26 protein-coding genes, 2 tRNA genes and 2 pseudogenes are annotated in these 26520 nt (G+C 57.5%); 3 read left to right on the plus strand and 27 right to left on the minus strand.

Annotated elements, in window-relative coordinates; translation table 11 throughout:
- Window positions 1–896: pseudogene (locus NANH_RS0112340) on the plus strand (IS3 family transposase); the annotation flags it as partial.
- 66 nt (window positions 897–962) lie between these two features.
- Here the strand turns inward: NANH_RS0112340 and NANH_RS0112345 are convergent.
- The 6 genes from NANH_RS0112345 to NANH_RS26150 all read right to left on the minus strand — a co-directional run bounded on the left by NANH_RS0112345 (window position 963) and on the right by NANH_RS26150 (window position 4378).
- A tRNA-Phe gene (locus tag NANH_RS0112345) sits at window positions 963–1037 on the minus strand.
- An 83-nt stretch (window positions 1038–1120) separates the two neighbouring features.
- Entirely contained in the window at window positions 1121–1303 is a 183-nt protein-coding gene (locus NANH_RS27950; RefSeq protein ID WP_074920765.1) for a DNA gyrase inhibitor YacG, read from the minus strand.
- Complete coding sequence (locus NANH_RS0112355) at window positions 1300–2322, minus strand: ribonuclease E/G (protein ID WP_027262317.1); 1023 nt, start codon at window positions 2320–2322, stop codon at window positions 1300–1302. Before NANH_RS0112355 ends, NANH_RS27950 begins: the two co-directional genes overlap by 4 nt.
- Window positions 2319–2897: a Maf family protein gene (locus tag NANH_RS0112360; RefSeq protein ID WP_027262318.1), complete on the minus strand. Its 579-nt coding sequence runs from the start codon at window positions 2895–2897 to the stop codon at window positions 2319–2321. Before NANH_RS0112360 ends, NANH_RS0112355 begins: the two co-directional genes overlap by 4 nt.
- Window positions 2898–2908: 11 nt before the next feature.
- Window positions 2909–3127, minus strand: coding sequence for a translation initiation factor IF-1 (gene infA, locus NANH_RS0112365; protein ID WP_005978431.1), 219 nt, complete (start codon window positions 3125–3127; stop codon window positions 2909–2911).
- 330 nt (window positions 3128–3457) lie between these two features.
- Window positions 3458–4378 (minus strand): LysR family transcriptional regulator, encoded by a 921-nt coding sequence (locus NANH_RS26150; protein WP_175543436.1) that lies wholly within the window; start codon window positions 4376–4378, stop codon window positions 3458–3460.
- A gap of 129 nt (window positions 4379–4507) precedes the next feature.
- On the opposite strand from NANH_RS26150, the gene NANH_RS0112375 reads away from it, so the two are divergent.
- Window positions 4508–5134 carry a class I SAM-dependent methyltransferase gene (locus tag NANH_RS0112375; RefSeq protein WP_027262319.1) on the plus strand — a complete coding sequence of 209 codons (627 nt, stop codon included), beginning with the start codon at window positions 4508–4510 and terminating at the stop codon, window positions 5132–5134.
- On the opposite strand, the gene NANH_RS0112380 is transcribed toward NANH_RS0112375, so the two are convergent.
- The 8 genes from NANH_RS0112380 to NANH_RS26155 all read right to left on the minus strand — a co-directional run bounded on the left by NANH_RS0112380 (window position 5128) and on the right by NANH_RS26155 (window position 10755).
- On the minus strand, window positions 5128–5586 hold the full coding sequence (locus NANH_RS0112380; protein ID WP_027262320.1) for an arsenate-mycothiol transferase ArsC: 459 nt from the start codon (window positions 5584–5586) through the stop codon (window positions 5128–5130). The two genes, NANH_RS0112375 and NANH_RS0112380, sit on opposite strands and share 7 nt — an antisense overlap.
- A gap of 3 nt (window positions 5587–5589) precedes the next feature.
- Window positions 5590–6069, minus strand: coding sequence for a UPF0262 family protein (locus NANH_RS0112385; RefSeq protein ID WP_027262321.1), 480 nt, complete (start codon window positions 6067–6069; stop codon window positions 5590–5592).
- Window positions 6070–6241: 172 nt separating this feature from the next.
- On the minus strand, window positions 6242–6889 hold the full coding sequence (locus tag NANH_RS0112390; RefSeq protein WP_027262322.1) for a VPLPA-CTERM sorting domain-containing protein: 648 nt from the start codon (window positions 6887–6889) through the stop codon (window positions 6242–6244).
- Between the two features lie 243 nt (window positions 6890–7132).
- Entirely contained in the window at window positions 7133–8443 is a 1311-nt protein-coding gene (gene hisD, locus NANH_RS0112400) for a histidinol dehydrogenase (protein ID WP_027262323.1), read from the minus strand.
- A 52-nt stretch (window positions 8444–8495) separates the two neighbouring features.
- Window positions 8496–8708: an anthrone oxygenase family protein gene (locus tag NANH_RS0112405; RefSeq protein ID WP_027262324.1), complete on the minus strand. Its 213-nt coding sequence runs from the start codon at window positions 8706–8708 to the stop codon at window positions 8496–8498.
- 123 nt (window positions 8709–8831) lie between these two features.
- A complete protein-coding gene (locus NANH_RS0112410) occupies window positions 8832–9302 on the minus strand; it encodes a DUF2948 family protein (RefSeq protein WP_027262325.1) in 471 nt (156 codons plus the stop codon).
- On the minus strand, window positions 9299–10567 hold the full coding sequence (gene murA / locus NANH_RS0112415) for a UDP-N-acetylglucosamine 1-carboxyvinyltransferase (protein WP_027262326.1): 1269 nt from the start codon (window positions 10565–10567) through the stop codon (window positions 9299–9301). The genes NANH_RS0112410 and murA overlap by 4 nt, the downstream gene beginning before the upstream one ends.
- Window positions 10568–10572: 5 nt before the next feature.
- Window positions 10573–10755, minus strand: a complete 183-nt coding sequence (locus NANH_RS26155) for a hypothetical protein (RefSeq protein ID WP_036049813.1) — start codon at window positions 10753–10755, stop codon at window positions 10573–10575.
- Between the two features lie 221 nt (window positions 10756–10976).
- On the opposite strand from NANH_RS26155, the gene NANH_RS0112425 reads away from it, so the two are divergent.
- A tRNA-Thr gene (locus NANH_RS0112425) sits at window positions 10977–11051 on the plus strand.
- Between the two features lie 547 nt (window positions 11052–11598).
- On the opposite strand, the pseudogene NANH_RS27955 reads toward NANH_RS0112425, so the two are convergent.
- From NANH_RS27955 to NANH_RS0112495, 13 genes and pseudogenes are all read right to left on the minus strand, one after another.
- Window positions 11599–12630, minus strand: a pseudogene (locus NANH_RS27955) (recombinase family protein); the annotation flags it as partial.
- The gene (locus NANH_RS28550) at window positions 12620–13150 is read right to left on the minus strand and encodes a hypothetical protein (RefSeq protein ID WP_139236588.1); all 531 of its coding nucleotides are present in this window, start codon (window positions 13148–13150) and stop codon (window positions 12620–12622) included. The gene NANH_RS28550 and the pseudogene NANH_RS27955, both read right to left, overlap by 11 nt.
- 2 nt (window positions 13151–13152) lie before the next feature.
- Window positions 13153–13488 carry a hypothetical protein gene (locus NANH_RS0112440; protein WP_027262329.1) on the minus strand — a complete coding sequence of 112 codons (336 nt, stop codon included), beginning with the start codon at window positions 13486–13488 and terminating at the stop codon, window positions 13153–13155.
- Complete coding sequence (locus tag NANH_RS28555; RefSeq protein ID WP_139236590.1) at window positions 13478–13780, minus strand: hypothetical protein; 303 nt, start codon at window positions 13778–13780, stop codon at window positions 13478–13480. Before NANH_RS28555 ends, NANH_RS0112440 begins: the two co-directional genes overlap by 11 nt.
- Window positions 13781–13805: 25 nt before the next feature.
- The gene (locus NANH_RS0112450; RefSeq protein ID WP_027262331.1) at window positions 13806–15437 is read right to left on the minus strand and encodes a type IV secretory system conjugative DNA transfer family protein; all 1632 of its coding nucleotides are present in this window, start codon (window positions 15435–15437) and stop codon (window positions 13806–13808) included.
- Between the two features lie 132 nt (window positions 15438–15569).
- The gene (locus tag NANH_RS0112455) at window positions 15570–15785 is read right to left on the minus strand and encodes a hypothetical protein (RefSeq protein WP_027262332.1); all 216 of its coding nucleotides are present in this window, start codon (window positions 15783–15785) and stop codon (window positions 15570–15572) included.
- Window positions 15786–15847: 62 nt separating this feature from the next.
- Window positions 15848–16150: a hypothetical protein gene (locus NANH_RS0112460; RefSeq protein WP_027262333.1), complete on the minus strand. Its 303-nt coding sequence runs from the start codon at window positions 16148–16150 to the stop codon at window positions 15848–15850.
- 288 nt (window positions 16151–16438) lie between these two features.
- Window positions 16439–17296 carry a hypothetical protein gene (locus NANH_RS0112470; protein WP_139236592.1) on the minus strand — a complete coding sequence of 286 codons (858 nt, stop codon included), beginning with the start codon at window positions 17294–17296 and terminating at the stop codon, window positions 16439–16441.
- 798 nt (window positions 17297–18094) lie between these two features.
- Window positions 18095–18811, minus strand: coding sequence for a M48 family metallopeptidase (locus NANH_RS0112475; RefSeq protein WP_027262335.1), 717 nt, complete (start codon window positions 18809–18811; stop codon window positions 18095–18097).
- A complete protein-coding gene (locus tag NANH_RS0112480) occupies window positions 18808–22038 on the minus strand; it encodes a type I restriction endonuclease subunit R (RefSeq protein WP_027262336.1) in 3231 nt (1076 codons plus the stop codon). Before NANH_RS0112480 ends, NANH_RS0112475 begins: the two co-directional genes overlap by 4 nt.
- Window positions 22035–23756, minus strand: coding sequence for a DUF6119 family protein (locus NANH_RS26160; RefSeq protein WP_074920771.1), 1722 nt, complete (start codon window positions 23754–23756; stop codon window positions 22035–22037). Before NANH_RS26160 ends, NANH_RS0112480 begins: the two co-directional genes overlap by 4 nt.
- The gene (locus tag NANH_RS0112490) at window positions 23753–24964 is read right to left on the minus strand and encodes a restriction endonuclease subunit S (RefSeq protein ID WP_074920772.1); all 1212 of its coding nucleotides are present in this window, start codon (window positions 24962–24964) and stop codon (window positions 23753–23755) included. The genes NANH_RS26160 and NANH_RS0112490 overlap by 4 nt, the downstream gene beginning before the upstream one ends.
- The gene (locus NANH_RS0112495) at window positions 24957–26477 is read right to left on the minus strand and encodes a type I restriction-modification system subunit M (RefSeq protein ID WP_027262338.1); all 1521 of its coding nucleotides are present in this window, start codon (window positions 26475–26477) and stop codon (window positions 24957–24959) included. The genes NANH_RS0112490 and NANH_RS0112495 overlap by 8 nt, the downstream gene beginning before the upstream one ends.
- Between the last annotated feature and the right edge of the window lie 43 nt (window positions 26478–26520).

A 26520-nucleotide genomic window follows, 5' to 3' on the forward strand; every position in this document is an offset into this window, starting at 1 on the left:
CTGCTGGCAGAACAGATGCTGGATAACGCCATGCTGAAGGATGTGAACTCAAAAAAATGGTGACGCCCGCGGCAAAGCGGAAAGCGGTGGTTCATCTTTGTGATCAGCACGGGGTGAGCCAGCGGCGGGCGTGCGATGTGTTGGACGTGGATCGGTCGAGTGTGCGGTATCGCAGCATCCGACCAGATGATGCTGACCTGCGCAAAGCCATGAAGGATGTGGCTGCTGAACGTCGGCGCTTCGGTTACAGGCGCATACACATCATGCTGGAGCGTCAAGGCATCTACATGAACCAGAAGAAGCTGCGGCGTTTGTATCGCGAAGAAGGGCTCCAGGTGCGTAAGCGTGGTGGCCGGAAACGCGCCCTGGGCACGCGCCGCCCGATGATCGTGCCAGAGACCATCAATGAGCGTTGGAGCCTGGATTTCGTTTCGGACGCGTTCACAGATGGACGCAGGTTCCGCGTTCTGGCGATGGTAGATGATTTTAGCCGTGAATGTTTGGCTCTTGTTCCGGATACATCGCTGTCGGGCGCGCGGCTGACGCGTGAATTGGACGCTATCATTCAGGTGCGCGGAATGCCGAAGACAATTGTCAGCGACAACGGGACCGAAATGACCAGTTCAGCGGTTTTGAAATGGTGCCAGAAAACAAAGATCGACTGGCATTACATCGCTCCAGGAAAGCCAACACAGCGCGCTTTCATCGAGAGTTTCAACGGCAGTTTCCGCGATGAGTGCTTGAACGAGACGCTGTTCTCGTCCCTCGCAGACGCCAGATCAGAGATCAAAAAATGGAAGGAGGATTACAACCGAAACCGGCCGCATTCGTCGCTGGCAAATCTCACGCCGAACGAGTTCGCAGACAAAATGACGTTGCAAAAGCAGGCCGCATGAGGCCAGAAAACAAAACCCGGATTCTCCCAAAGGCTGGAGGAGAGATGGGTCTCAGGTCAATTTAAATGGTGCCCGGGGGCGGAATCGAACCACCGACACGAGGATTTTCAATCCACTGCTCTACCCCTGAGCTACCCGGGCACAGGAAAGGCTCACGCCTTTGGGTGCGGGCGTTCTAGGCGCTGCGTGCAGTGGTGTCCAGTGCCTTTTTCATACCGGGCGCATCAATGCAGGCCATGAGGCGCTTGGTTGATAGCTTCTTGTGCTTTTTCAACATCTTCCGGATCATCGGACGGGGTCGCATAGGTGCCATTTAGCCACTTGCCCAAATCCTGATCGGCACAGCGTTTCGAACAGAATGGACGAAAGGCGTATTGTGTCTGTTTCGAGCAGATCGGGCAAGTCATCGCAAGACCTGGCGCAATGGGAGACGGCCGCGTTTGCGTTGCAACTCGAAGTGACCAAGGGGAGTCCAGCCAAGCAGTGCGGTCTCTTCGCCATCGGCACGGAATGCGGCGCGCAGGGCGCTTTCAAAGGTGCGGCGATCCTTTTTCGGCATCGGCGCGAGATCGACTGTGATCTGGCCGCCCAACCCCCGGACACGCAGTGCACGGGGAAGAGAACGGGCGCAGGCCATGTTGGCTTTGACGCCGGCGGCGAGCGACGCGTCGTTGCCGGTATTCACGTCTACGGCCACCAGCGCGCGGGTCGGCTCGATATACATTCGCGCGCCACTGCCAAGAGAGTCCTCGGTGCCCAAGGCGTCCTGAACCGCGTCCAACACGGCGTGTTCGGCGAAACCACCGGGTTGGGTCACGATCTCGGCCGGCTCGACCCATTCCCGCCATGCCAGACTGTGCGGTGGGTCGCCGTCCAGCAGTTTTTCCAGATCCTGCCCTGAATCCTGCATCACCTGTTCCGCCAAGGCGCGCATCTCGGCGATATCTTCTGCAATGACCTCGGCCTCTGCGGCGGCACAGGACGAGCGCAGGATCAGCCCATGCGGCGACTCCGCCATTTCGCCATGCGCGATTTCCAGCAGGCGGTCCCTTTCGTCATCGCCACGGATCGAGCGCGACAGGTTCAGGCCCGGCGCATTCGGGGTCACGATGGCGTGGCGGCTTTTGAACAGGATCTTTTGCGTCACCGGGATCGCCTTGCCCGGTTCGGCGTATCCGGTGACCTGTACCAAAAGCATGTCGCCAGGAGCCAAGCCTTTGATCTGGCGCAGGAAAGCGGAGCCGTCCGGCGTGGCCATGAACATCCCGCCCTGCCCCTTGACCGGGCGATCGGCGCGGGCACGGTAGATGGTTCCCGGGGCGGGTTCGTCACCCTGGACCAAAAAATCCTCGAGACGGCCATCGACCATCAGGGCGGCGGCTTCGCGGCCCTGTATCTGGTCCAGAATGATGGTGCGCCCCTTCATGAGGCCACCTGATACAGGCAAACACCGGCGGTCTGCAACAGGCCTGCGGTCTCTGCCAGCGGCAGGCCGACGATGCCGGTAAAGCTGCCGCTGATCCATGGAATAAAGGCTCCGGCGGGCCCCTGGATCGCATAGGCGCCGGCCTTGCCGCGCCAGTCGTCTGTCGCGAGGTAGGCGTTGAGTTCGGCGTCCGACAGCCGCTTCATCCGGACGCTGCTGACAACGTTCTTTTCCCAGACGCGACCGCCCCGGCGCACGGCCACGGCGGTGATCACCCGGTGCCGCCGCCCGGACAGGGCCAGCAGGAATTCGGCCGCCTGGCCGACATCCGCAGGCTTGCCCAAAATGCGCCGGCCAAGTGCAACCGTGGTATCGGCGCACAGCACGACATCATCCGTATCCGCCTGAACTGCTTGAACTTTTTCACGCGCCATGCGCGCGCAATAGGGTCTTGGCTGCTCATCGCGTTGCGGGGTCTCGTCAATGTCAGGGGGGCGGATGGCGTCGGGCACGACCCCAAGCTGAGCCAGCAGGTCCAGCCGCCTGGGGCTGCCCGATCCCAAAATGAACGCCATACGAGCTGGCGTTACTTGAATCGATAGTTGATCCGACCTTTGGTCAGATCGTAGGGGGTCATCTCGACCTGAACCTTGTCGCCAGCCAGAACACGGATGCGGTTTTTACGCATCTTTCCTGCGGTATGTGCGATAATTTCATGGCCATTCTCAAGTTCGACCCGAAACGTCGCATTTGGCAGGAGTTCCTTCACGACGCCGGGGAATTCGAGAGTATCTTCCTTGGCCATGTTGTCTCCATTGTTGTGAATCCCGCAAAGCGGGGCGTGCGGTTAGATGATGCTTTTCCAGAGCTTTTTCAAGCGTGCAATCGGCATATGCGCTGATTTGTTACCGATTTGAAACGTGCATACATCGTATTCCTGGCATCCGTGAACAGCCGGAGGGGTCGGATACACGCAACGGTTGTCAGGCGATGGTGGGCGAATCGGGTGGTACTCCCCTTGTTTTGCTGTCGGTGACGGGTATGGCAGCCGTACATACCGCGTACATACACAAGGCGGCCAAAGCCCGGCGCGGGGCGGCAAACGCAGCGTGTGCCGCCAAATCCAAACGCAAGGTTAACCGCCCACCTGCGCCGCAGCCATCGCGGCCCCTGCGCGCAGCGACCGGGCCAGATGATCGAAGGTCAGACGAATGCGGCGGCTGGTGTGCAGTTCGCGGTGGGTAACCAGCCAGATCGGATAATCGAACGGGGCCATGTCGGGCAATACCGGTTCGACCCCCGGCGTGGCATCTGCCAGATCGCAGGGCATCACGGCAATGCCCAGGCCCTGCAGCAGCAGATGCCAGGCCACGATACCATTGCTGGAACAGCTGCGGAAATTGGCCTCGCCGATCGGCAGCCCGGCGGCCGTGAGGTGGTTCAGCAACACGCCGTCGCGGTCAAACCCGATCAACGCCATCCGCGCCAGGTCGGCAGGGCCGGAGGGACGGCCATGGCGGTCCAGATAGGCCGTCGAGGCATAGAGCCGGGCCGATCCCTGGCCCACGTGACGCGCAATCAGATCGGGCTGATCCGGACGCAGGTGGCGAATGGCGATGTCCGCCTCGCGCCGGGTCAGGTCACGGATGGCGTTGGAGGCGGCGATTTCAACCACGATCCCCGGATGGGACTGGCGCAACCGCGCAACGATGGGAGGCAGCAGATAGGCCGACAGGATGTCGCTGGCGGTGATGCTGACATGGCCCTCGATCTGTTGGGACTGCCCCGAGGCGGTCAGCGAGACCCGCCCGGCAGCCTGCCCCATGGCGCGGACGTGATCCAGCAGTTCGAGCCCGGAACCTGTCAGGTGCAGCGACTTGCCGACACGTTCGAACAGGGTCACACCCAAAGCGGATTCCAGCGCCGCCACCTGCCGCCCCAATGTCGGCTGGGTCTGTCCCAGGGCGCGGGCGGCGGCGGTCAGCGACCCCTCTTCGGCGGTGACCAGAAAGGCGCGGGCCTGATTCCAGTCAAATGTGATCGTGGCCCAGTTCATGCAATTATGTATATACTAACACCAAATTCAGGCAATTTCATTTCGATCTGTGCATATGTTATTTGCGCTCTGTCACCCGTTACGGAAAAAGACACGGGCATTTACGGAAAAGACACGGAAGGACGGGACATGGTGCAGACCGATGCATTCTGGGACAAGCATGCCAAAGGCTATGCAAAACGCCAGATCAAGGACATGGCGGCCTATGAGCAGACGCTGGCGCATGTGCGCCGCCATCTGAAGGCAACGGACAGGGCGGTCGAGCTTGGCTGCGGCACCGGGTCGACCGCGCTGTTGCTGGCGGATGCTGTGGAGCGGTACACCGGGACGGATATCTCGGCAAGGATGATCGAGATTGCGGCGGCCAAACCGACCGTAGCCGATAATGTCCGGTTCGAACGATCGGATGCCGCGGCACCGGACCTGCCCGAGGGCGGTTTTGATGCGGTGCTGGCGTTCAATCTGTTGCACCTTTTGCCCGATGTGACGGTTGCGGCACGGGATGCGCGGCGGTTGCTGAAACCGGGCGGGCTGTTCATCACCAAGACGCCTTGTCTGGCTCAGGGCCATCGGGCACTGCGTCTGCTGGTTCTGGCGATGCGCGCGGTCGGCTATGCGCCCTTTGTGAATTTTCTGACCGATCAGGGCCTGCGGCAGGCGATCACGGGGCCCGGGTTCGAGATTGTCGAGACTGAGCTTTACCCGGCCAGATCCAGCAGCCGGTTCATCGTCGCCCGGCGGCGTGAAGATCACTGAACGCGGGTCGGCTGGCCCCAGTGGTCGATCAGATGCCGCGCAATCTGATCGCGGGTCTGTCGATAGCTGGCGAGCTTTGCGTCGCGGGTTTCACCCAGACCGGTGGGATCGAGAATCTGCCAGTATTCGACCGTCAGGTGATAGTAGCGGGTCAGTTCCAGCGCCCGGCGCTGGCTGGCGGGGGACAGGGCCACCACCAGATCGAACGAAGACAGATCGTCGCCCCATTGTTCCATCTCGTCAAAGCTGCGCGAGCGGTGGCGCGACAGTTCGACATCGAGCTCCTGGCAGACCGCGATGGCGAAGCCGTCGATTTCCATGTCATTGGTGACGCCGACAGATTGCACATAGGTGCCGGTGCCGTAGAATTTCTTCATGATCCCCTCGGCCATGGGCGAGCGCACTGCGTTGTGGTCGCAGCAGAACAGGATCGACTGGGGCAGCTGGCGCAAGCCTCAGCCCCCGAAATGCAGGACGCAGATCAGGGTGAACAGGCGCCGCGCGGTGTCGGTGTCGATTTCGGCCTTGCCCTGTAGCCGTTCCTGTAACACCCGGCTGCCTTCGTTGTGGATGCCGCGCCGGGCCATGTCGATGGTTTCGATCTGGCTGGGGGGCATGGTCTTGACCGCGTCGAAATAGCTTTCGCAGATCTGGTAGTAATCCTTGACCACCTGCCGGAAGGGCGACAGCGACAGGTGAAACTCGGCCGCCTTGTGGCCGCCGGTGGTCTGCACGTCAAACACCAGCCGCTTGTCGCGGATCGACAGTTGAACGTTGTAGGGACCGTCTGGCACCACCCGGTCGTCACGCTGGGGCAGCACAAAGCGGTTCTCTTCCAGCAGGTCGAACATCGCGACCTTGCGTTCCTGTTCGATCTCCGGCGTCGGGGGCGGCAGCCCGGCGTCATCCAGTGCGATATCAACGATGTGCGACATGTGCGTCGTTACCTGTTCATTTGGCCGGTGCGCGTCCTGTGACGGATCGCGCGCCAAGGCCCGATAGCATGCCTGCCTGCGGCTGTCACGCTTGGCGGGGGATCGGCGATGCTTCCAATAAAAATGGGACCCGAAGGCCCCATTTTGCAACAGTTCGATAAGGGGCCGCGGCTCAGGCCTTTTTGCGGCGACGCGCGATACCCATGCCGCCCAGAGCGGTCAGCAGCAAAATGCCGCCGGCGGGCAGCGGAACCGGTGTGACGCGCAGCGTCGAGTTGACGTTCGCGGACTGGTAGTTGGCGTCGGTTACGATGGTGAAGACACTTTTCAGGTCAAACATCGGGGACATCGCAACGGTGTCATAGGTGATGTCGGACAGATTGACCGGGCCAGAGGCGGCAGCAAAGTTCAGCACATTTCCAACGGTCTGGTAGCCGCTGCCGGTGTTGATGAAGTGCTCGACGGTCACGGTCAGGCCGATGTCGGACACGGTGCCCGAACCGATCAAGCTGAGATCGGGGCCGGAAAAGCCAGTCAGGTTGGTCTGTTCGGCCGAAATCTGCAGCGATCCGACGCCCAGAACCTGGATTGACGAGGTGTTCAGGGTATAGGCATTGCCACTTGTTGAAATGCCGCCAGACGCGATCTGGATGTCAAAGCCACCCGCTGTTCCGCTGAAATTCGCCATCGTTGCGCCAATCACGGTCTGATCGACACCGACGGTGCTCATGTCGTCGATGGTCAGTGTCAGGGCAGACGAAAGGGTCGGAGCGAGGGCAACGGCGGCTGCCAGGCCCAGCAATTTGATTTTGTTAATCATGTTCCATTTCCACTTATTAAGAGTATGCCACTCAGTATGGTCGGCAAGCTACCGCCTACCACGCCAGTTTTAACCGGTAAAGGGCATATGAATCAAGTTTTCACTGTATTTTCAAAGAAACTGGTTAACACTTACGGACTACAATTTTAGGATGTTTTCCGCTTTTGGATTTCGCTTTCGCTTGAAAGCCTCGGATCCCGGCGGAAAAAACTCTTCGCTTGACACGATTCTGCAGGCGCGTTTCTAGATCGGCGGGCGATTCAGGCTGTCCAGCCGGGCGCGCACGCTCAGCCCATGGGCCTGCAGGCTTTCGGATTGGGCCAGCCGCTCCGCCGATGGGCCGATGGCCCGTAGCGCCTGCGGGGTCATCTGCGCCAGCGTGGTGCGTTTGAGGAAATCCATTACCGACAGGCCGGACGAGAATCGCGCCGAGCGGGCGGTGGGCAGGACGTGATTGGGGCCGCCGACATAGTCGCCGATCGCTTCGGGGGTCCATTGACCCAGAAAGATGGCACCGGCGTGAATGGTTTTCTCGGCCAGGGCGGCGGGGTCGGCGACGCAGAGCTCCAGGTGTTCGGGCGCGATTCGGTTGGACAGCTCGGCAGCCTGATCCAGATCGCGCACGGTGATGATGGCGCCGTAGTCGCGCCAGCTGGCCCCGGCGATGGCGGTCCGCTCAAGGGTCCGCAGGCGTTTGTCCACCGCGTCGGCAACCGCGCGGCCAAACCCGGCGTCATCGGTGATCAGCAGCGATTGCGCGCTTTCGTCATGTTCGGCCTGCGACAGCAGGTCCAGCGCGATCCAGTCCGGGTCGTTGTCGGCGTCGGCAATCACCAGAATTTCGGACGGCCCGGCGATCATGTCGATGCCGACCTTGCCGAACACCCGGCGCTTGGCGGCGGCGACAAAGGCGTTGCCCGGCCCGGTGATCTTGTCCACCGGGGCGATGGTGCCGGTGCCATAGGCCAGCGCGGCAATCGCCTGCGCCCCGCCGATGCGGTATATTTCATCGACCCCGGCGATGTGTGCAGCCAGCAGGACCAGCGGATTGACCTGCCCGTCGGGCGTGGGCACCGTGACGGCCAGCCGACCCACACCGGCCACCTTGGCGGGCACCGCGTTCATCAGAACCGACGAGGGATACGAGGCCAGACCGCCGGGCACATAGAGTCCGGCCGCCGACACCGGGGAAAAGCGCCAGCCCAGCGTCGCGCCGTCGGGGTCGGTCCATTGCGCGTCTTCGGGCATCTGCCGCACGTGATAGGAGCGGATGCGTTCCGCGGCGAGCTCGAGCGCGGCGCGGTCCTGTGGCGATACCGCATCAATCGCCTCGGCGATCTCGTCGGGGGTAAAGGCGAGCTGTGCCGGGGTTAGGTCCAGCCGGTCGAATTTCGCCGTCAGCTCGATCACCGCCGCATCGCCGCGGGCGCGCACATCGGCGATGATTTCAGCCACGGTGGCATCCACATCGGGGCTGTCTTCGCGCTTGGCGTTCAGCAGGGCCACAAACGCGGGCTCGAAATCAGGCGATGTGGTGTCCAGAAACTGCGGCATGACGCTCTCCTTTGGCGGCTGACATAACCGCAACGGCGCAGAGCCTCAAGATTTATACGCTGCGATGCGGCAGGGCCATCAACCGCAGACCGACCAGCAGCAGAGCGACCCCGGATGCCACGGTTCTGATCCGGTTCCGGATTTGCCAGTCCGGGGCGTAACCGGCCCAGATTCGCGTCGCCTCTTCATCCGCAAGCGGCAGCGCGACCTGGGCCAGCGCCTCGTTCATGGGGACGTTGATCTGCAGGGTCAGAAGAGCGCGCATGAAACAGGTCTTTGTCAAATGACTGTACCTGCTGAAACGACAAACCGGGCAGGTTTCGTCGCCGTGACAGGGAAAATCTGAAAATTGACGCGCCGATGTACTGCGCCCGCAGGGTGTGCAGGGTCAGGCCGGGTGGTGCGGCGCCTTTTTGGACGGGGCCCGATAGGGGCGGGTCACATCCTTGAGGGTGATGTCCAGCGCCTCGACCGACAGGCGGATCGCACCGTCCCCGGCCAGCGTCAGCAGCAGATCGCCTGCGCCGTCCTGGCCCGGTTCGAAGGTCAGCGACAGCAGCGACAGGATCATGTCCGGGTCGGTGCGGTCGATGCCCTGCGAGGCGACGCGCAGCACGTTGTCGACCACCAGCAGCGATTGCACCCGTTCGGGTCTGTGGCGGTCGCGGGCGTCGTCCTCCCACCGGAACCGGTTCAGCAGCAGGGCGAACCGCCGCTGCCGGGCCTGCCAGCGCATTTCGGTGATGGGAAACACCGCATCCTGTGTCAGCGCTGCGATGACCTGCAGGTCATCACCATCCTGCGCGCCCAGATTCAGCGGGGCCTCGCGGCCGTCTTCGAATGTTGCGTCCTGTGTCACTGTTCTTTGATCCGTTCGATGTTTGCACCCACGCCGCGCAGCTTGCGCACCACATGCTCATATCCGCGGTCCAGATGATAGACCCGGCTGACCGTGGTGTCGCCCTCGGCGGCCAGCCCGGCCAGAATCAGCGAGACCGAGGCGCGCAGATCTGTGGCCATGACGGGCGCACCCTTGAGTTTGGGCACCCCGGTGACGGTGGCGTGACCGCCGTGTACGTCGATATCAGCCCCCATGCGCAGCAATTCCGGCGCGTGCATGAACCGGTTTTCAAAGATCTTTTCCTCAAGCACCGACACCCCGTCGGCGGTGCACAGCAGCGCCATCATCTGCGCCTGCAGGTCGGTGGGAAAGCCGGGGAAGGGCTCGGTGGTGACATCGACCGCCCTGACATGATCGCTGCGGCGTTTGACGGCCAGACCCTTGTCGGTTTCACGCACGTCAACGCCGGCCTGATCCAGTTTCTCGCAGAAGGCACCGACCAGATCCATGCGCCCGCCCAGCAGTTCGACCTCGCCTCCGCAGATCGCGGGGGCCAGCATGTAAGTGCCCAGTTCGATCCGGTCGGTCACCACCGGATGGGTCGCGCCGTGCAGCCGGTCGACGCCCTGAACCGTGATGGTGTGGCTGCCTTCGCCCTCGATCTGCGCGCCCATCTTGCGCAGGCATTGCGCCAGATCGACGATTTCGGGTTCGCGGGCGGCGTTCTTGATCACCGTGGTGCCCTTGGCCAGCGTGGCCGCCATCAGCGCGTTTTCCGTTGCCCCGACCGAGACGATGGGGAAATCGATCACCCCGCCCTTCAGGCCGCCGGGAGCCCTGGCGTGAACGTATCCGTCCCGCAGATCCAGTTCCGCGCCCAGCGATTCGAGCGCCTTGAGGTGCAGATCGACCGGCCGCGCACCGATGGCACAGCCGCCCGGCAGCGACACGATGGCATGGCCGTCGCGCGCCAGCATCGGCCCCAGCACCAGAATCGAGGCCCGCATCTTGCGCACGATGTCATAATCCGCCGTGTGATTGTTCAGATCGTGGCTGGACATCGCCAGCACCTGACCGTCCTGCAGCTGGCTGACCTCGGCCCCGAGCGAGCCGAGCAATTCGGTCATGGTGTGGATGTCGCTGAGCCGCGGCGCGTTGGTCAGGGTCAGCGGCTCGTCACTGAGAAGGGTCGCGGGCATCAGTGTCAGGCAGGCGTTCTTGGCCCCCGCAATCGGGATTTGCCCGGACAAAGGCCCGTTTCCCGTCACCACAATCGAATCCATCTGCTCTATTCCTTGTCTGTATTCTTGGTGTTGCCCGACGGGGTGTCCGTATCGGTCGTTTGGGCCGCTTTGCGCGAACGGGCCTGTGCCTTGCGCCGGGCCAAATTCGCCTTGAGCGCGGCTTTGAGACGGTCGTCACGGCTGGAGCCTTGCGCCTGTGTCGGCCTGGGGGGAGTCTTGCTGGTCATGGCCCTCTGTATCGCAGCACTGAAAAAGCGTCCAGATTGCGCTTGCACGATATCCAGTTTGAGTCTAATGACCCGCAGCATCGGCGCTGCTGTAGCTCGGGGGAAGAGCATTTCCTTGGTAAGGCGAAGCTCTGCGGGCAAAGGCGGCTGAAACTAAAGGGCTTTTCCAGAGCCCGCTTGTATCGGGGCAACGCCCGAGTTAGCTATTTGGAAAACAGCGGGCTGCTGTAGCTCAGAGGTAGAGCACTCCCTTGGTAAGGGAGAGGTCGAGAGTTCAATTCTCTCCAGCAGCACCATCTGCTTTTTTGCGCCTGAAATGCCCTCCAACACCTTGAAGGGAAAGGAAATTTCGGGAGTTCGATAACCCTGATTCCGGCTATACTGAAGAGGCTCCACGAAGGCCAAACGAAGTACCGTTTGACGGGTGGCATGATCGCCATTTTTATAGATATTCCAAGGACTTGCCAGGAATCTGAGCGATAGTTCGATAAATTCCTCCAGCCGTCCTTTTGGGGGCAGCCCAGAAGCCTCTTTCTCAGTCAATACGAACTTCTCGCGCTCTAGCTTTGCTAGGCGCGTCTCGTATGCACTGATCACGGCTTGGCTATTTGCCTCCACAATGCGATCCAAAAGGCTCTCAATCTGCTTCTCAACGGCTTTGAGTTGACGCTTGATCTCCCCTTGGGATGCCGTGACGGACTGGAGGCGTGCATTCCAAGCATCCTCAAACATCACGCGAGCAAGAGTGAAGAGTTGCTTCGTCGGCTGCATGGCTTTGAGAATATCTGCAAAGCCATCTTCAACTTTGGCACGCGGGATCGACTTCCGCTTCGACGGACAACCGCGCGTGTCGCACAGATAGTATGCGTAGTGCTTGCGGCACCCCTTTGACCAACAAGCGGTCATTGGTTTGCCACAGTCATCGCAGTGCACAAAGCCTCGCAAAGGGAAGTCTTCGTTGAAATCCTTCCGCGCAGCAGGTCGTGCACGGCCAGCAAGCGCCTCTTGCACACGTTCGAAGGTCTCGAAGCTGATCAATCCCTCATGCTCTCCCTTTCGGACTGAGACACCCCATTTGGGCGCTTCAACGTATCCGGCGTAGACGACTTTCTTCAGCAGTCGGGAGACTGTCATCGGACGGAGCCGCCCGTCAGGGAAGTCCTTCGGGAAATGCGGGCACCGCTCGAAGAAGCGCTGCACTTCGGCTTGCGAGGCAAAGCGTCCATTCGCAAAGCCCTCCAGTGCTTCTCGGACAGTCGAGGCGAGCGGTTCATCAGGGACGAGAACCTTGCCGCCACCGCCTTTGGCAGAGACGTATTTGTAGCCGATTGGAGCGCGGAAAACCCAAAATCCGTTTTCAACGCGCGCCTTCATCTTCTGCATGACTTGTCGGCGATTTTGCTCGCGCTCAAGCTCACCTTGAGCTGCGATAATGGTCTCAATGAATTTTCCTTCGGGCGTATCCTCGAATTTGAAATTCAGACATTCCACGAGTGCGCCGCGCGCCTTGAAGGCTTGGCGCAGTTTGATGTGCATTTCGGTCTCGCGCGCAAACCGCTTGAGATCATCAAAGATGACCACGTAGTTTTTGTCAGGCTGGGCATCGAGGTAGCTGAGAAGCGCCACCATACCCGGACGCTTCATGAAGTCGCCGCCCCCCGATGCATCATCGGGGAAGACTGCTTCTACTTCGTAGCCTTGGGTCTCGGCATAGGCACGGCAGCGTTGCTCCTGGCTTTCCAGACCGCCACCATCCAGCTTTTGTTTGGTCGAGGACACTCGGCAGTAAATGACTGCTTTGAGTTGGGTGCCCTCCATTTTTTGTTCATGTTTCATCGGAACTCCTTTTTCTGGCGGGCCGCGATCACGTATCATCGCCGGCACGCTCAAATTTCTTGCTCAAAGTGTCTACGGGCTTGGATTCATTAGAATCCTTGTCGCCTTGCACATCAAGCGATTGCTGGGGTTTTCCACATACTTCTTGCGCCGGGTGGACGCCGAAGCCGAGGTCCACGAAAGCGACGATGATGCTCCAGAGTGCCTGCATGATCTCTTCTTTCTGAGCATCACTCAGAGAAGGATCATCAAGATAGGCTTGATACTTCGCCGTATCGATCTCCAGACTTGGCTTAGCCGCCGCATCTAGCGTGAAGCGAACATCCTGTTCTTCATCGTGTTCATTCATGGCCGCACCCTCCTTTCCCACCGTAGGCGTGCGTTTTCCCGCATCCGTTACTCGCGGATGTACATCATTCCCGTCATGCCCTTGAGGTGCCCCATGCTGAATGGCGGAGGCAGAAGGCAGAGCGCCATTCGAGACGCTTTGTCCTACTTTCATTTTACCACCTTTGGTTGCTTCATTACAAATTTCGGCCGTTGCCAGTTCCTGTTCCATCTTCATTCCCTTTCATGTTCGTGGCCGCGAAAGCTGCGAGCCGTTTCAAAATCTTCACGACCTTTTCGGGCCGTTTGTCGGAAGCGCATGCGCATGTTTCGGACTTGCGTACGCTTTTCTTCAATGGTCGCGTCTTGCACCTCGCGGCGCAGACACTCGTCGTCGATTTCCCTCACGAGCTCAGGCCTGTCGGGCCTCTCCAGCGCCATCCAGTCGAGAGCTTCCTTTGTCTTGATCCCCGATCCCGCCACGAGGGACGGATCGGGAAGACCCTCTCGGCGGACATGCGCCTCATTCGAGGCCATCCGCTCGAACGCGTCTTTGGGTTTAGCGCTCATGTTCGCGGCTCCGGCTTCGAGTGCGGTTTTCCTTTGGCCGTTCACCTTGGCGCAGCTCGTTTTTGCGTTCGCGAATGGAATCGTGAGCACGTCCAGCCAGATGCTGAAGCGGCAGAAGATCACGCTCGCCAAAGCTGGAAGTGCTTTGCCACTTGCCCTCGGAGTCGCGGTAGGCACGGCTGAAGGTGACATTGTGGGAGGCACCGCTTTCATGGCGGTTTTCCCAGACTTCCGCAGTCAGCGCATGCTCGCGAAGCTTGGCGATTGGGCCGTCTTTTCGATTTTGGGTCATGGGTATTACTTTCTTTGCTTGGGTTTCAGGAGGCGGGCTTGAAGCCCTGGACAAAGCGCAGCGAGCGATGCCCGGCTGCGTATTGCGGTAGATTTGAAAGCTCGCGCGGGCAGTCCTGTTCAATGACAGCGCGGCGGCGTTTGCCGAAACGCGTCTGGATCGTGACGCGAGCAAGGTCGCGCTCTTCGTTTGGATTTGGCAGGTAGTGTCCCGCGAAACGCCGCTGTACAAAGTACGGGCGCTTGTCCGCAATGAACGGGCGCAAGTGATATCCACGCGCCTGCACGAGCATCTTGGCGGGATCGAGACCGAGAAGCTGTTCCGGCTCCATTAGAGCCTTGCGCATTTTGGTTCGATGCGCCGCTTCGTAGTCGAGCTGCCCCAGACGCAGTCCCGCTTGAATGGGATCGGCACCTTCCAGATGGACTTTCCGCCAGATGTCCGCCGCCTCGCTCTGCGCGCGGGTCTGGACAAGCTGATCAGCCACCTCAATTGTTTGATAGCCGAGAGCAAGGCTGCGATTGCGAGCGGTCTCATAGTCGCGGATACCGCCGCCAAGATCGATCATGATCGCGGCGTTCGCCTCAATGGTCGCCTTTCCGGTTGGGCCCAAGTTGCGGGCAATCTGTCCATCATCCTGGTAGAAAACATATGGCGTGATGCCTTGCCCGCGCCCGATGGAAAACAACTCTGCCAACTCGCCAAAACGGCCAAGCCGCGCGGCTTCGTCGATTAGAAGGTTGATCGGTGACGCACTTGGTGTTCGTTGTTTCACGGTACGGATCGCGGAAAAAAACTGGCGGACCACTGGAGCCAGTGGCTCAAGCAGTTCTTCCGGCACGATCAGCGATACAATTGCCTTGCCTCCGCGCAGCATCGCCTCCAGCGGGAAGTCAGCAAGTTCATTTGAGACGAATGTCTCTTGCGCGGCAGGGCTGGCCATGAAGGAGAGCGCGTTGCTGATACCCGCCATGACGGAGTCAAACGTCTTGGCCGAGCCCGCATACATATCTTTCATCTCGCCGAAAGTGGCGATGATGTCGGCGGGGCTGTGTTCAAACGCCAGATCGGCCCAGGCACTCCACGCTGGGAAATCGCTGCGCAGCATCGAGACCATCTCAAAGATCGACTGGAAAGACGTGCTGCCATTCAGGTAGATGTCGTGCCGCGTAATGGCATCGCCGAAGCGCCGCCCCGCTTGATCGAAGAAGCGGCTGTCGCCGCCGCTATCCGGTAGCAGTGCATTCCAGAAGCGTTGAGAGTCAGGCACCAGGCTATTGGAATCTGGCTTGAGGTAGGACAGTAGCGAGACGCGCTGGCGCGGCAGGCCACTCACACCGAACGGATCGATGGTGTAGAGCGGCAAGGCTTGAAGCGCACAATGCGCCTCGATCACGCGGGTGATTTCCGCGTTCTTTGTATCGAGCAGCACGAAGCTGGCGTTCGAGCCGAGGATCATCGGCAGGGCAAGCTGCGAGGTTTTTCCGCTTCCTGCACCGCCCGTAATTTTCATGCCCGCGCGGTTCGAGTGATAGAGCGGGCGGTTTTCGATTAGTCCGAATTCAACCCCGCCGCATTGGAAAAGGCCCTTCTGACGGACTTCATCAAGGCGTGCAAAACGGGCTTCGCCATAAGGCGAATTGCTATGGATCGTCATGGTAATGTTCCTTACATTTGGGTTAGAGGTCTGGCGCTTTGCGCTTGGACGGCTGAAGAGCGCCAGACCGTTGGAGGCTTTTGAAGTCTCGGTTGTGGGGTCTGGATCGAGACAGCTCTCGATGCAGACCTCTTACCGCTGGGTGTACTGATCTTTCGGAGGGATCAGAGCGCCGATGACAGCTAGAACTGCACCAACTCCGCCGATTTTCAGCGCGACTCCGAGGACTGCCAGCCCTTCATTCCACAGGCCAAATCCGGCTGTGAAGATGAGGAAGCAACCAAGACCGAATGTCGCTTGTTTTCCAGTTCCCCAGATTTTGTCTTTTTTGAATTGTTTGGTTCGCATGTGTTTCTCCTTAGTTTATGTGATGCCCGATAAGGGCCTTTAGAACTTCCGTGCTGGATTGCTCAGAAGCCGAGGACGCCGAACGGCGAGCCGCCATTACGCGCCGCGCTGACAACTGATCCAAGCAGGATCGCCGTCAGTACGATTTTGAAGAAGTAGAAGGCGATGCCTGCGAAGAGGCCGTAGCTTCCGAGCGTGGACAGAGTAGCTAATTCGCTTGGTAGTCGGCGAGAGAAGTACTCATAGACGGTATCGAAATAGCCATCGATGGCATTCGCCATGATCACGAGTGTCAGGCTTGCAGAAAGCAACCCCGCTAGCCGCTCGTAATCCTCGTTTTGGCTTTTGGTTTCTTTTTTACTCATAACTCTTCCTTTCTTTGTTGCGCCCCGGCAAAAAGCCGAGCCTGGGTGATCGCTGAAGCGCATCACTTCAGCGTTGGGTGGTTTCAATATCGTGGGCTGAGAAGGCCCGAGATGTTCCAGAAGGAGTTGGCCGACCCCCTCGTATTTGGATATAGGCAGGAATTGGGGGGTGGACCCAAGGTGGATGAGATAAGTGGCTGAATTTTAATTATTTAAATGACGACACAACATTCAAATTTTTCAAAAATGTGATGTCACAATTTACACAGAGCAATACAAAATAGCCGCTCAGAAGGTCATTTTGGATGTTTCTATCCGCCAAAGAGCCACAGATCGGAGCCAATCTGATTTTGAGCGACCGGATTCAGTTATGATCGACGCCAATTCGGAATAAAACTCACGATCAAAGCGAAGACCGACAACCTCCGTACGTGGCATGCGCGGCGCCACACTTTCTGTCGGCAACTCCTCCGCTGACTTGATAAACATGTCTACGGCTTCTACCAGCCACTGAGACCTGCTTTGGGTCTGCCTTGCACGGTCTATCTGCTTGGCTAGATCTTTGCTAATGCGAACCGTTGTAGACTTATCTGCGCGGTTCACGCTGGCGTGTCGGCTGACATCTGGCTCCGGTAGCTCTGATCTGGCTTCTCTTCGACCTAAGCTATCAAGTCGCCTATCGTAATCATCGAAGCGCTTTTGCGCCGATGAAAACCCGTGATCTAGAAGTGCGCTCTTTATGGCATGCTCTATCCAGGCGGCTTGGCTTTGCCCCATCATGTGCGCTGCGGCCTGAATTCGTGCTTTGATGTGCCACTCTACACGACAGGTTATCTGGAACTTTGATGACTTGTGTCTATTAACAGACGCCCATGCCGGTTGCGCTGGATCAGGCAGCTCACTTCTTTTTCTGTTAGGCTTGTGCCTCGCATCAGGTTTTGTAACGGGGGGGATGTAGAATGGGTCAGAGGTAAGTGTCTGGTGAAGATAGACTACGCACTGCTCTTGAAGAGCAAAAAAGAAGTGCTCTCTCGTTTCAATACTTGGAATGAAAGCTTTCGCGAGGGAATCGATACAATGCGTCTTGGTGATGTAGCCTTCTCGTCTCCACAGTTCGTACAGGGTCTGAAGCAAGGCACGGGCCATCTGCCTTTGCGTATCTCTAGCGCGAATGGGTAAGTCTTCGAGGCTTCCACAAACTACCTCTCCATCAAGCCAGTCCTCCAGTTCCTCGACAAGCCATGGGAAGTCCTGATGCTCTCTGGCTTTGATTATCAGGCGGTGCTTCTTGAGATATCGGCGAACAGCGTTCCCGAACTTTTTCGGATCGAAGACTAATGATGTCTCGCTATGTCGGGGTTCACGGCTAGGCATTGTATACAGTTAGCACGACGGCCACCGAGAATGGCAGTATATACTGTCCAAGATCAAGCTTTTGGTCTGGTACTACCAGTGTGCGCCCCGTGAGGGCGGAAAGAATAACGCCGAACGCAAGCTGTGCGTGGTACTACCACGCGCTTGGCAAGGGGTCCCGCTGCGCGCCCCCGTTGCATCCCCCCGGCCTGTGGCTCAGATCAGGGCATGAAGCCCATCCTCAGAGCCAGTAGAACGTGTGGCCGTTCAATCACCACCATGTCATGGAGACCAACCCTTCGCGGTTTGGATGCGCGCCACTTCATGGAGACGATTTCATCGAGACCAGGAAGGGAGCATTTCATAGCTGCCCTTACCTTGGAGCCATCCCATCGAGCCAAGGGGCTATCGCGCCCCCTGACATCCCACTCGTTGGACTTGGAGACGTGCCTCTCCACCAACACCGAACCATGCACAAACGGCTGCCCGTTTGACCACCAATCAGGAGAGCGTTCCCGCTACCCCCGATACCCCCATGAGGATGTCATCCAGATCGTTTATAGAGTTTGCCACCACGCCTTTCCTAAACGTCTAAGCCAGCTGCCGTTCGAGCTTAGTTTTTCGGCGCTCCCAATCCGGCATCACTCGACCTAAGTGTTCGTAAAAGGCGGTGCCGTGGTGTTGATACTCAATATGACAAAGCTCGTGCGTGATCACGTAGTCGATTGAATCCGTTGACGCTCCTATCAACGACCTATTGAGCACCAGATTTCTGCGAGCTGTCATTGAGCCCCATCTTTGGGAAAGATCGCGGATCAAAAGTCCAGCGGGTACGACCGCTTCGGGATCGGCAAACCGCCCACGGCAGATTTCCAAACGTTCGGAAAACTTGACCTGTGCTCTTTTCAGCATCCAGTCGCGAACCAAATCTCGCGTGTGTTCTTGGTTTCGGGGCTTGGTACTATTGACCATGATCTGCCCACGAAGCATCTTCACGCCGTTTTGGATATGAGGCACAACTTTTAACTTGTATTGCCGTCCAAGGTACAAATGTGTTTCACCCGCCACATAACTCCGCTTAGGTGTGCGAGGCTGGAACTGAGCGAAGTATTTGAGCTGGTTCTGAATCCAAGGTGCACGCTTTAGAACCTTCTCCGCGATCTTCTCGAAGCTGGCATCAGTAGGTGCCAAGACCTCGACTGCTAGATCAGGGTGAACACTGATTGAGAGGGTCTTTCGTTCACGCCTAACGAGATCGAAGGTGATCGTGTTCTGACCAAATGCAACTTCGCAAACCTCGGCACTCATCCAGGGAACCTCGCCCGTGCGATATCCATGATCCGAAGTTCAATGTCATCGAGAAGATCGAGAGGAATGCTGATACCTTTTTCATCGCGCACAACATCAAAGAAGTAATCGTCGATTGCGTTGCGCATGTTGTTTTGCGCCATCTCATTTGACCAGACATCTACGATATGATGATCCTTGACAATCTCGATGATCGACTGCGCAAGTTCAGCAGTCACATTATCCTCAATGCCCCCGTTTATCTCCTTCAAAATTGGTTCAAGAACGCCAAAGACTGCTTGTGCGTCAGTGTCACTCTTTATGCTTTCGGGCATTTCACGCCCATGATCCCGGCGCGCCACACGTCCCGCAAGCTCTACAACCGACTTTAGGTAGTCCTTTTCAGAAATGCGCTTCTCGCGGTAATCGCGGATCGTTTCAGCAAGCAACTCGGAGAACTGTCTGTAGAACGAAGGGTCTTCGCTCATCTTCTCTGTAATCGTGCGCTTGGTAGCACTTGCAATTCGATCCGCCTTTGATGCGGCAGTCGTACCTTCTTCCTCAATTACAGCATTCAAAGCATCTGGGTCATTAATGTTCACCAAATCAATTATCACTTCGGCAGGCTTGGCCGTAACGTGATCGTCGAGCAGTTTTTGAATTTTTGGCTCGAACTCTTTGACATCAACGGTTTCTTGATAGCGCAGCTGGACTGAGCGCTTTAGCTCGGAAAATGCTTTCCAATCCTTCGTGAAGGTTGAGACCGCTGCCTCATCGAACACATCATAGAGTTTCTCTGAGGAAAGCGAAATGTGCAGGCAGCGACCATAGTCCTTCAGCCGTGAGTAGAAATCTACCCGTTTGGCATCGTCCGCGAGCAGTTGCTCGAACTGCTCCATATCCTTTTTGTTGCGAACCTCTTTAAAGACATCCCATAGTTGGTCGTGAAGCTGCGGAAGCCTGCGGATTTCCTCTCGAATGTCGTGCAGTGACCCGGCGACATCCTCGCCGTCGAAACCTTCAAAAGCGCTGTAGGTCGTCAGGGCGGCGTCGAGTTCGCCAAGAAGCCCCTCATAATCGACGATGAAGCCGAACTGCTTTTCCTTGTCGTCGTCCTCATAGAGACGATTCACGCGGGCAATGGCTTGAAGGAGGTTGTGCTCGCGTAACGGCTTGCAGACGTAGAGCACAGTGTTTCGTGGGGCATCAAAGCCAGTCAGAAGTTTGGAGACCACAATCAGAATTTCTGGATCGCCCGAGCCCTTGAAAGAGTCTGTGATCTGACGGTTATACTCGTCCTCGGTTTTGTACCTGGCCATCATTTTGACCCAGAACTTGCGGACCAAGTCCTTGGACTCCTGATCAACCTCCTCATTCCCTTCCTTGTCGTCAGGGGCGGAGATGATGATCTCGCTGGTCACATGACCTATCTCGTCGAGAACCTCCTTAAAACGCACGGCAGCGGCCTTTGATGGTGCCACCAGCTGCCCCTTAAATCCTGTTCCTTGCCAATATTGGCGAAAGTGCTCGGAGATATCGAACGCCTTTGCGCGGATGGCTTGGCTCGTTTTTGACAAAGCATCCATGCGCGAGAACTTTCGCTTCAAATCGGCTTTTTGTTTATCTGTCAGTCCCTCACTGATTTTGTTGAACCAAGTATCAACAACATCGCCACTCACCTGCTGCTCAACCAAACGCCCTTCGTATAGCAGCGGGACAACGGCCTCGTCCTTCACCGCCTGATCAATCGTATATTTGTGAATAAGCCCCCCGAATGTATCGAGTGTGTTCTTGTCTCTCTTCAATAGTGGTGTGCCTGTGAAACCGAGATAGCAGGCGTTCGGCAAGATGCGCCGCATCTTCAGGGCGAATTTGCCATGCCCGCCATAGCGCCCTGTCTGGCTGCGGTGACTTTCATCGACGAGAACAAAGATGTCGGCGCTGTCATCCTGAAATTCACCCGCCTTCATGGCGGTATCGAATTTGTTGATGATCGTCGTGACCAAGGGAGTCCGGTTCCTGATCAGCTCAATCAGATTTGCCCCTGTGGCTGCCCGCACGGGTTCAAGGTCGCAGGATTTGAACGTGCCCTTGATCTGTTTGTCGAGGTCATCGCGATCCGTGACAATCAGGATGCGGGGGTTCTTTACATCTTTGTCCAAGGCTAGCGCTCGCCCGAGCATCACCATTGTTAAGCTCTTTCCAGAGCCCTGCGTGTGCCAGATCACACCTCCCTTGCGGCGACCTTCCAGATCGACACCCTTAAGGCGGGCGAGAGCGGTTTTAATACTGAAATATTGCTGATGGCGGGCGATCTTACGCACACCTCCATCGAAGACCGTAAAACGGCGCACAAGATCGAGGAGGCGTTCCGGTCGGCACATCGCATAGATTGCGCGGTCTTGTTCGCTGATCGACCTTTCTCCACCCGCCGCTAGCTCTTCGAAGAAGCTGCGTGCATCAGCCAAATCGCCGGAGAAAACAGCGTTCTTTGCATCTGCCGTCAGCGTGTGATTGATCGCAGCAGAGATATCCGCGTCTTGATCCTCTTCATCGCGCCAGATTTGCCAGAACTTGCGCGGCGTTCCTACGGTGGCATAGCGGGCTTCCTGCCGCTTCATGCTCATGAGCAACTGCGCGTAGTGGAAGAGCTGCGGGATATTGTCTTCGTTCTGATACCCGATCAGCTGGCTGTCGGCCTTCTTGAGCGACTCCGTAGGGCGCTTGTTCTCGATCACGATAAACGGGATGCCGTTGACGAAACAGACGATATCGCAGCGCCGCGTAGCGGTGCTGGCCGTGCGCTCAACACTCATCTCCGCAGTCACATGGAAGACGTTGTTTTCAGGCGTCTCCCAATCGATGTACTTGAAGGAATAGCTCTTGCTATCGCCTTCAATCGCCTTGGAGATCGTCGTACCCAGCACCAAGAGATCATAGATATCCTGGTTCGTGCCCTTCAGCCCCTTGAGCTTGTCAGGGGTTGGCTTGAGGCGGCGCAGCGCTTCGTGAGCATCCTCAAGATCGAAGGCGTAGCTCTTGCCGCGATAGCTGAAGCTGTTCAGCTTCAGCATCTGCTCGACAACGATGTCGTCGAGGATCACGCTGCGGGTCTTGCCCCGCAGTCGATCAACCTTCGTTTGCGACAACGGCTGGAAGCCAAGCGCCACCAGTGTTTGGAGCGCAGGAATCTGTGATTGGTACTTTTCGGCAGGGTTGAAGCCTTGAGATGCAGCGTGCTGGTTCATGCTGCTTCCTCAATCACATCGTCGTTGCCTTCGTCGCCATCATCTCCATCGCCAGCATCAGCATCAGCATCAGCATCAGCATCAGAGGCAGGCTTCTCAATAAGCTCGATAGCCACAGGAATACCGAACTGTGCGAGGCGCTCGACAGCGGTTTGGAAACTCACCTTGCTAAAAAACGGCAAGCCGAGGGTGCCGTCTGCATACGGCGGCCTCATGATGCCATAGACCACTTTGTAGTCCTCTCGAACCACTTTGTCGGTGCTCTTGGGCAGGTGAACCTCGAAGCCCGCCTTTATGGATTTTACCTTGGCGCGTAGCTTCTTTCTGAACTCCTTGTCAGAGATAAACGCATCAGCACTGACAACACCTTGCGACCAAAGATGGCTAATCGGTCCTGAAGAGCTTCCGTCCTTCAGATGGATGAAATCTTTCTGATCTGAGAAGAAGTCGCATGGTTCGATATTGGCATACCGCACGTTCTGTGGGTTGATTTTTTCGCAGTCCAGCTTGACCAGATCGTCACGGCTGGCCTCAAGGTGTTCAATGAGCTTTTCCTCGTTGCGGCAGGTCGTTTTGCCAACAATGGTAACCCGCTCAATTGCGTTGAAAGCGGTTTCGATGCGGTCCTTGAACGATTTTTCGACCTTGTACCAATCTCCAGCGAAAAGAACATAGTGCTCTTGGCTACCATCCGCGCCGAGGGTTGTTTCGAAGACAAAGCAATCATATACACGCCACTTCTCTGAAAACTCGCCTTCGTCTTCTGCCTTCGCTTTGACGCGATGTTTCTCCTTGATTTCGGAGATTCCGCCCTTGAAGGCGCAGCGCTTTAACTCTGAAATGTAGTCTTTGATAGAAAGGCTGTGGAAATTTGTTCCGTGGCTTCCAAAACCGTTGTAGTGCAGCAGAGACCCCTCGGTATAATTTACGATCTCCGGCGGTGTCATGTGTAGATCGCTGGCCTTGCCCGCCTTCAAATCTTTGATCGCCTTTTCGATACTCGCGTCGAGCTTCTCGATTGTATCCTTCTCCTCGACCCTGCGCATGTTATCGACCCATGCGAACTCCTTTTGATAGGTCGTTTTGGTGAACTCCGAGATGATCTCCGCGCACTTCTCATGGAACTTGTCTGGTTCCACTCGGCACGTGATCGACAAGCTGTCTTTGCCTGCAACGAAGCTGGCAAAAGCAGGGTTTCGGGGCGTTCCACCCGCCACGCGCGCAAGGTCGCGGAGCATATCGACTCCGAATGCCTGAACATCGCTATCCTTGCTCGCCTGCACACGTTTTTGAAACGTGACGGCGTCTGGTGTCGCCAGATCAAGGGACCGAAGCTTGTCTCTCGGAACGCTGTTTAGCGTGACCCGCAAGCCAAATTGACGTTCGAAAGCGTGATCGTTAAGTGCGATATGGACATGACCGAAACAGATGGCGGCGAAGCGATCTCCAACAGGAATGAAGACTACCGCACCAGCTCCGCCAGTGAAAATGCCCTCCGGCAAATCTGGGCTTACTTGCTGTAACAGATCACGCCAACCAGGAGGGTTGGAGTAAATCTGTCCAACGAACAGACGCGCACCATCACCCGCATCCCAAGGCCGTTCTTCAAGCGCTCGGTCAGCGTCAGGTGCAAATGTCTCGGTGAAGGCGTCTTCGGGCGTACGTCCTTTCCGTAGAAGCCGGACGTTAAGCGTGCGCATTTTTGTTTTCTCAGTCATGCAGCAGCCTCCTCATCGTCCGAGACTTCGACATGCCATTCGCCGGTCAGAAGCTTCTGCATTAGACCGCGCTTCTGGTCGGTCAGGGCTTTGATCTCAGCATCCAGACAAGCCAGCTCGGCGTGTGAGGTGTTTACAACATCGGCGATTGCCGCTTGCTCGTCTGGGCTCATCGGCAGGTGGAGCTTCCCTTCGAGAAACTGTTTGTTGGTCACGGCAATCGTGTTCTTGGCACCCTTCTGCACCAACGGGTGCAAGTAATTGCGCGCTGCCAAGGGTGACTCGAAGAGCGCATCAAGGATGACACCAAGCGCATAGCTCTGCGGCGTGAAGACGCCGTAGAGCGGTGAGACAATGACCTCGCGGTCGATCTTGCTCTGCTTGATAATGCCAAGCGGGAAGTCGCCCGTGGGGCTCTTGGTGTAAACGATATCGCCAGGGAGAACACGGTTGTAGTGATCCGTGCTCGCCGCCGAGAAAGACCGCCCAAGATGCTCGACCTGATTGACAAGCCCCTTGTGAACCGAAACGGAGTAGACCTCTTCAGCCCCCGTGGACTTGGAGCTATGTTCATGGAGCACGTCGCTGAGGGGCACCGTGCGCCATTCATCTGTGAACCCCGGCAAGCGCACCTTGCCCGTGAAAAGTTGGGTGCGCAGCCAGATACGGCGACGGATATTCAGCGCTCGCAGCGCGTTAAGCTTTTCGAGCGCCTCATCCCAGGTCCGCAGGATCGCAGCGATCTTCTGCTGTTCGGGAAACGGGGGAACATGTACTTTGAAAGGTTCAATCTTTTCGATGCTAAGGTTGGCTTGAGCGTTCTGGGTGGAGAGTGCCGCCAAGCCATTCTTCGAATACTTTAGAGTCTGGAACATCCATTCTGGATCAATCTTGCTCAGTGGTTTTACTGCGACCACGCTGTCGGGGCAGGCCGCGTCAAAACCCGAAATGGCTACATCGCCAATATTCGCGGCAATCGACATGAAAATCGTACCACGCGGGAACATCTTGCTTACACCAAGGCCGAGTTCGTTCAGCGTTTGCGTCCAACTATGGATGGTTCGACCAGCACGGGCGACGTCACCAGTTTGAATGAATGGTATATCGCCACCATAGTATTTAGGGTCGTTTCGGGGGCGAGCAGAAAACTTTCCTCGTTCGATTTTGGCAACTTTCGCTAATGGCAACTTCTTATAGAGCTCATGCATTAATCCCGAGCTCCTTCAGATAGCCCGACATCTTCGCGCGCACGTCTGCGAGCTCGCCCTCGATCCGCGCGATGTCCGCCTGCACGGCGGCAACGTCGATCTCTTCCTCCGGCTCGAAGGTGTCCACGTAGCGCGGGATATTGAGGTTATAGTTGTTCTCTGCGATCTCTTCGGTGCTGGCGAGGTGAGAATACTTCTCGACCTGGGCGCGAGCCGCGTATGTGTCGAGCACCTTCTTGATGTGGGTGTCTTCCTCCATCACGTTCTGGGCTTTGCCAGGCGTGAACTCCTTACTGGCGTCGATGAAGAGCACATCCTTACGATCCGCGTTCGCGCCGCCTTCCTCGCGGGAACGGTCGAATATCAGAATAGCGACAGGGATGCCCGTAGTGGTGAAGAGGTTCGCAGGCAGGCCGACAACGGCGTCGAGAAGGTTTTCCTCTATCAACTGTTGGCGAATTTTGCCCTCAGCGCCGCCACGGAATAAAACGCCATGGGGAACGATCACGGCCACACGGCCTGACTGGCGCTTGGCGATCTCGATCATATGCGTGATGAAGGCGTAGTCGCCCTTGGATTTGGGCGGGATGCCGCGCCAGTAGCGATTGTACTGGTCTGTATCCGCGCTATCCGCACCCCATTTGTCGAGCGAAAAGGGCGGATTGGCGACCACGATATCGAATTTCTGAAGGTGATCGCCCTCGATCAGCGCGGGGCTGTTCAGGGTGTCACACCATTCGATGCGCGCGGCGTCCTTGGCGTGCAGGAACATGTTCATCCGCGCCAATGCCCAGGTTGCACCGTTCACCTCTTGCCCGTAGAGCGCGAAGTTATCGGAGCCTATAGACTCAGCAGCCTTAATCAAAAGCGAGCCGGAGCCACAGGCGGGATCACAAATGGTATTGCCTTCCTGTGCCCCTGCCAGCTTTGCCAGCAAGCCCGAGACAGCTGCGGGGGTATAGAATTCACCAGCCTTCTTGCCCGCGTCTGACGCAAAGCGCGAAATCAGGTAGATGTATGTCTCGCCTATGATGTCTTCCTTCACCCGCGACGGACGCAAGTCGAGGGCGGGCTTATTGAAGTCTTCGAGGAGGTTTTTCAGGCGGCGATTGCGATCCTTGGTGCGCCCAAGGTTCGATTCCGAGTTGAAGTCGATGTTGCGGAACACGCCTTCGAGCTTGCTGCGGTTTTTGTCCTCGATGTCTTCGAGCGCAATATTGATCAGTTCGCCGATGTTCGGCTCGTTGCGCTGTTCGTAGAGGTCGTAGAAGCTTGCACCTTCGGGCAGATAGAAGCGCTCACGCTCCATGCGGCGTCGGATGCGAACATCATCATCACCATACTGCTTGCGGTATGTCTCGAAGTGGTCATTCCAGTTGTCCGTGATGTATTTCAGGAACAACATCACGAGGATATAGTCCTTGTATTGTGCGGGATCGACCGCGCCACGGAACGTGTCGCAGGCAGCCCAAGCCGCATTGTTCACTTCCGCCTGTGTAAGTTTATCGTTCATTTTCAAATCCTTTTTTTCTCATTCTGGGGCGGACGCATGCCCG

The organism is Sedimentitalea nanhaiensis DSM 24252 (genome assembly GCF_000473225.1).
GTDB lineage: Bacteria > Pseudomonadota > Alphaproteobacteria > Rhodobacterales > Rhodobacteraceae > Sedimentitalea > Sedimentitalea nanhaiensis.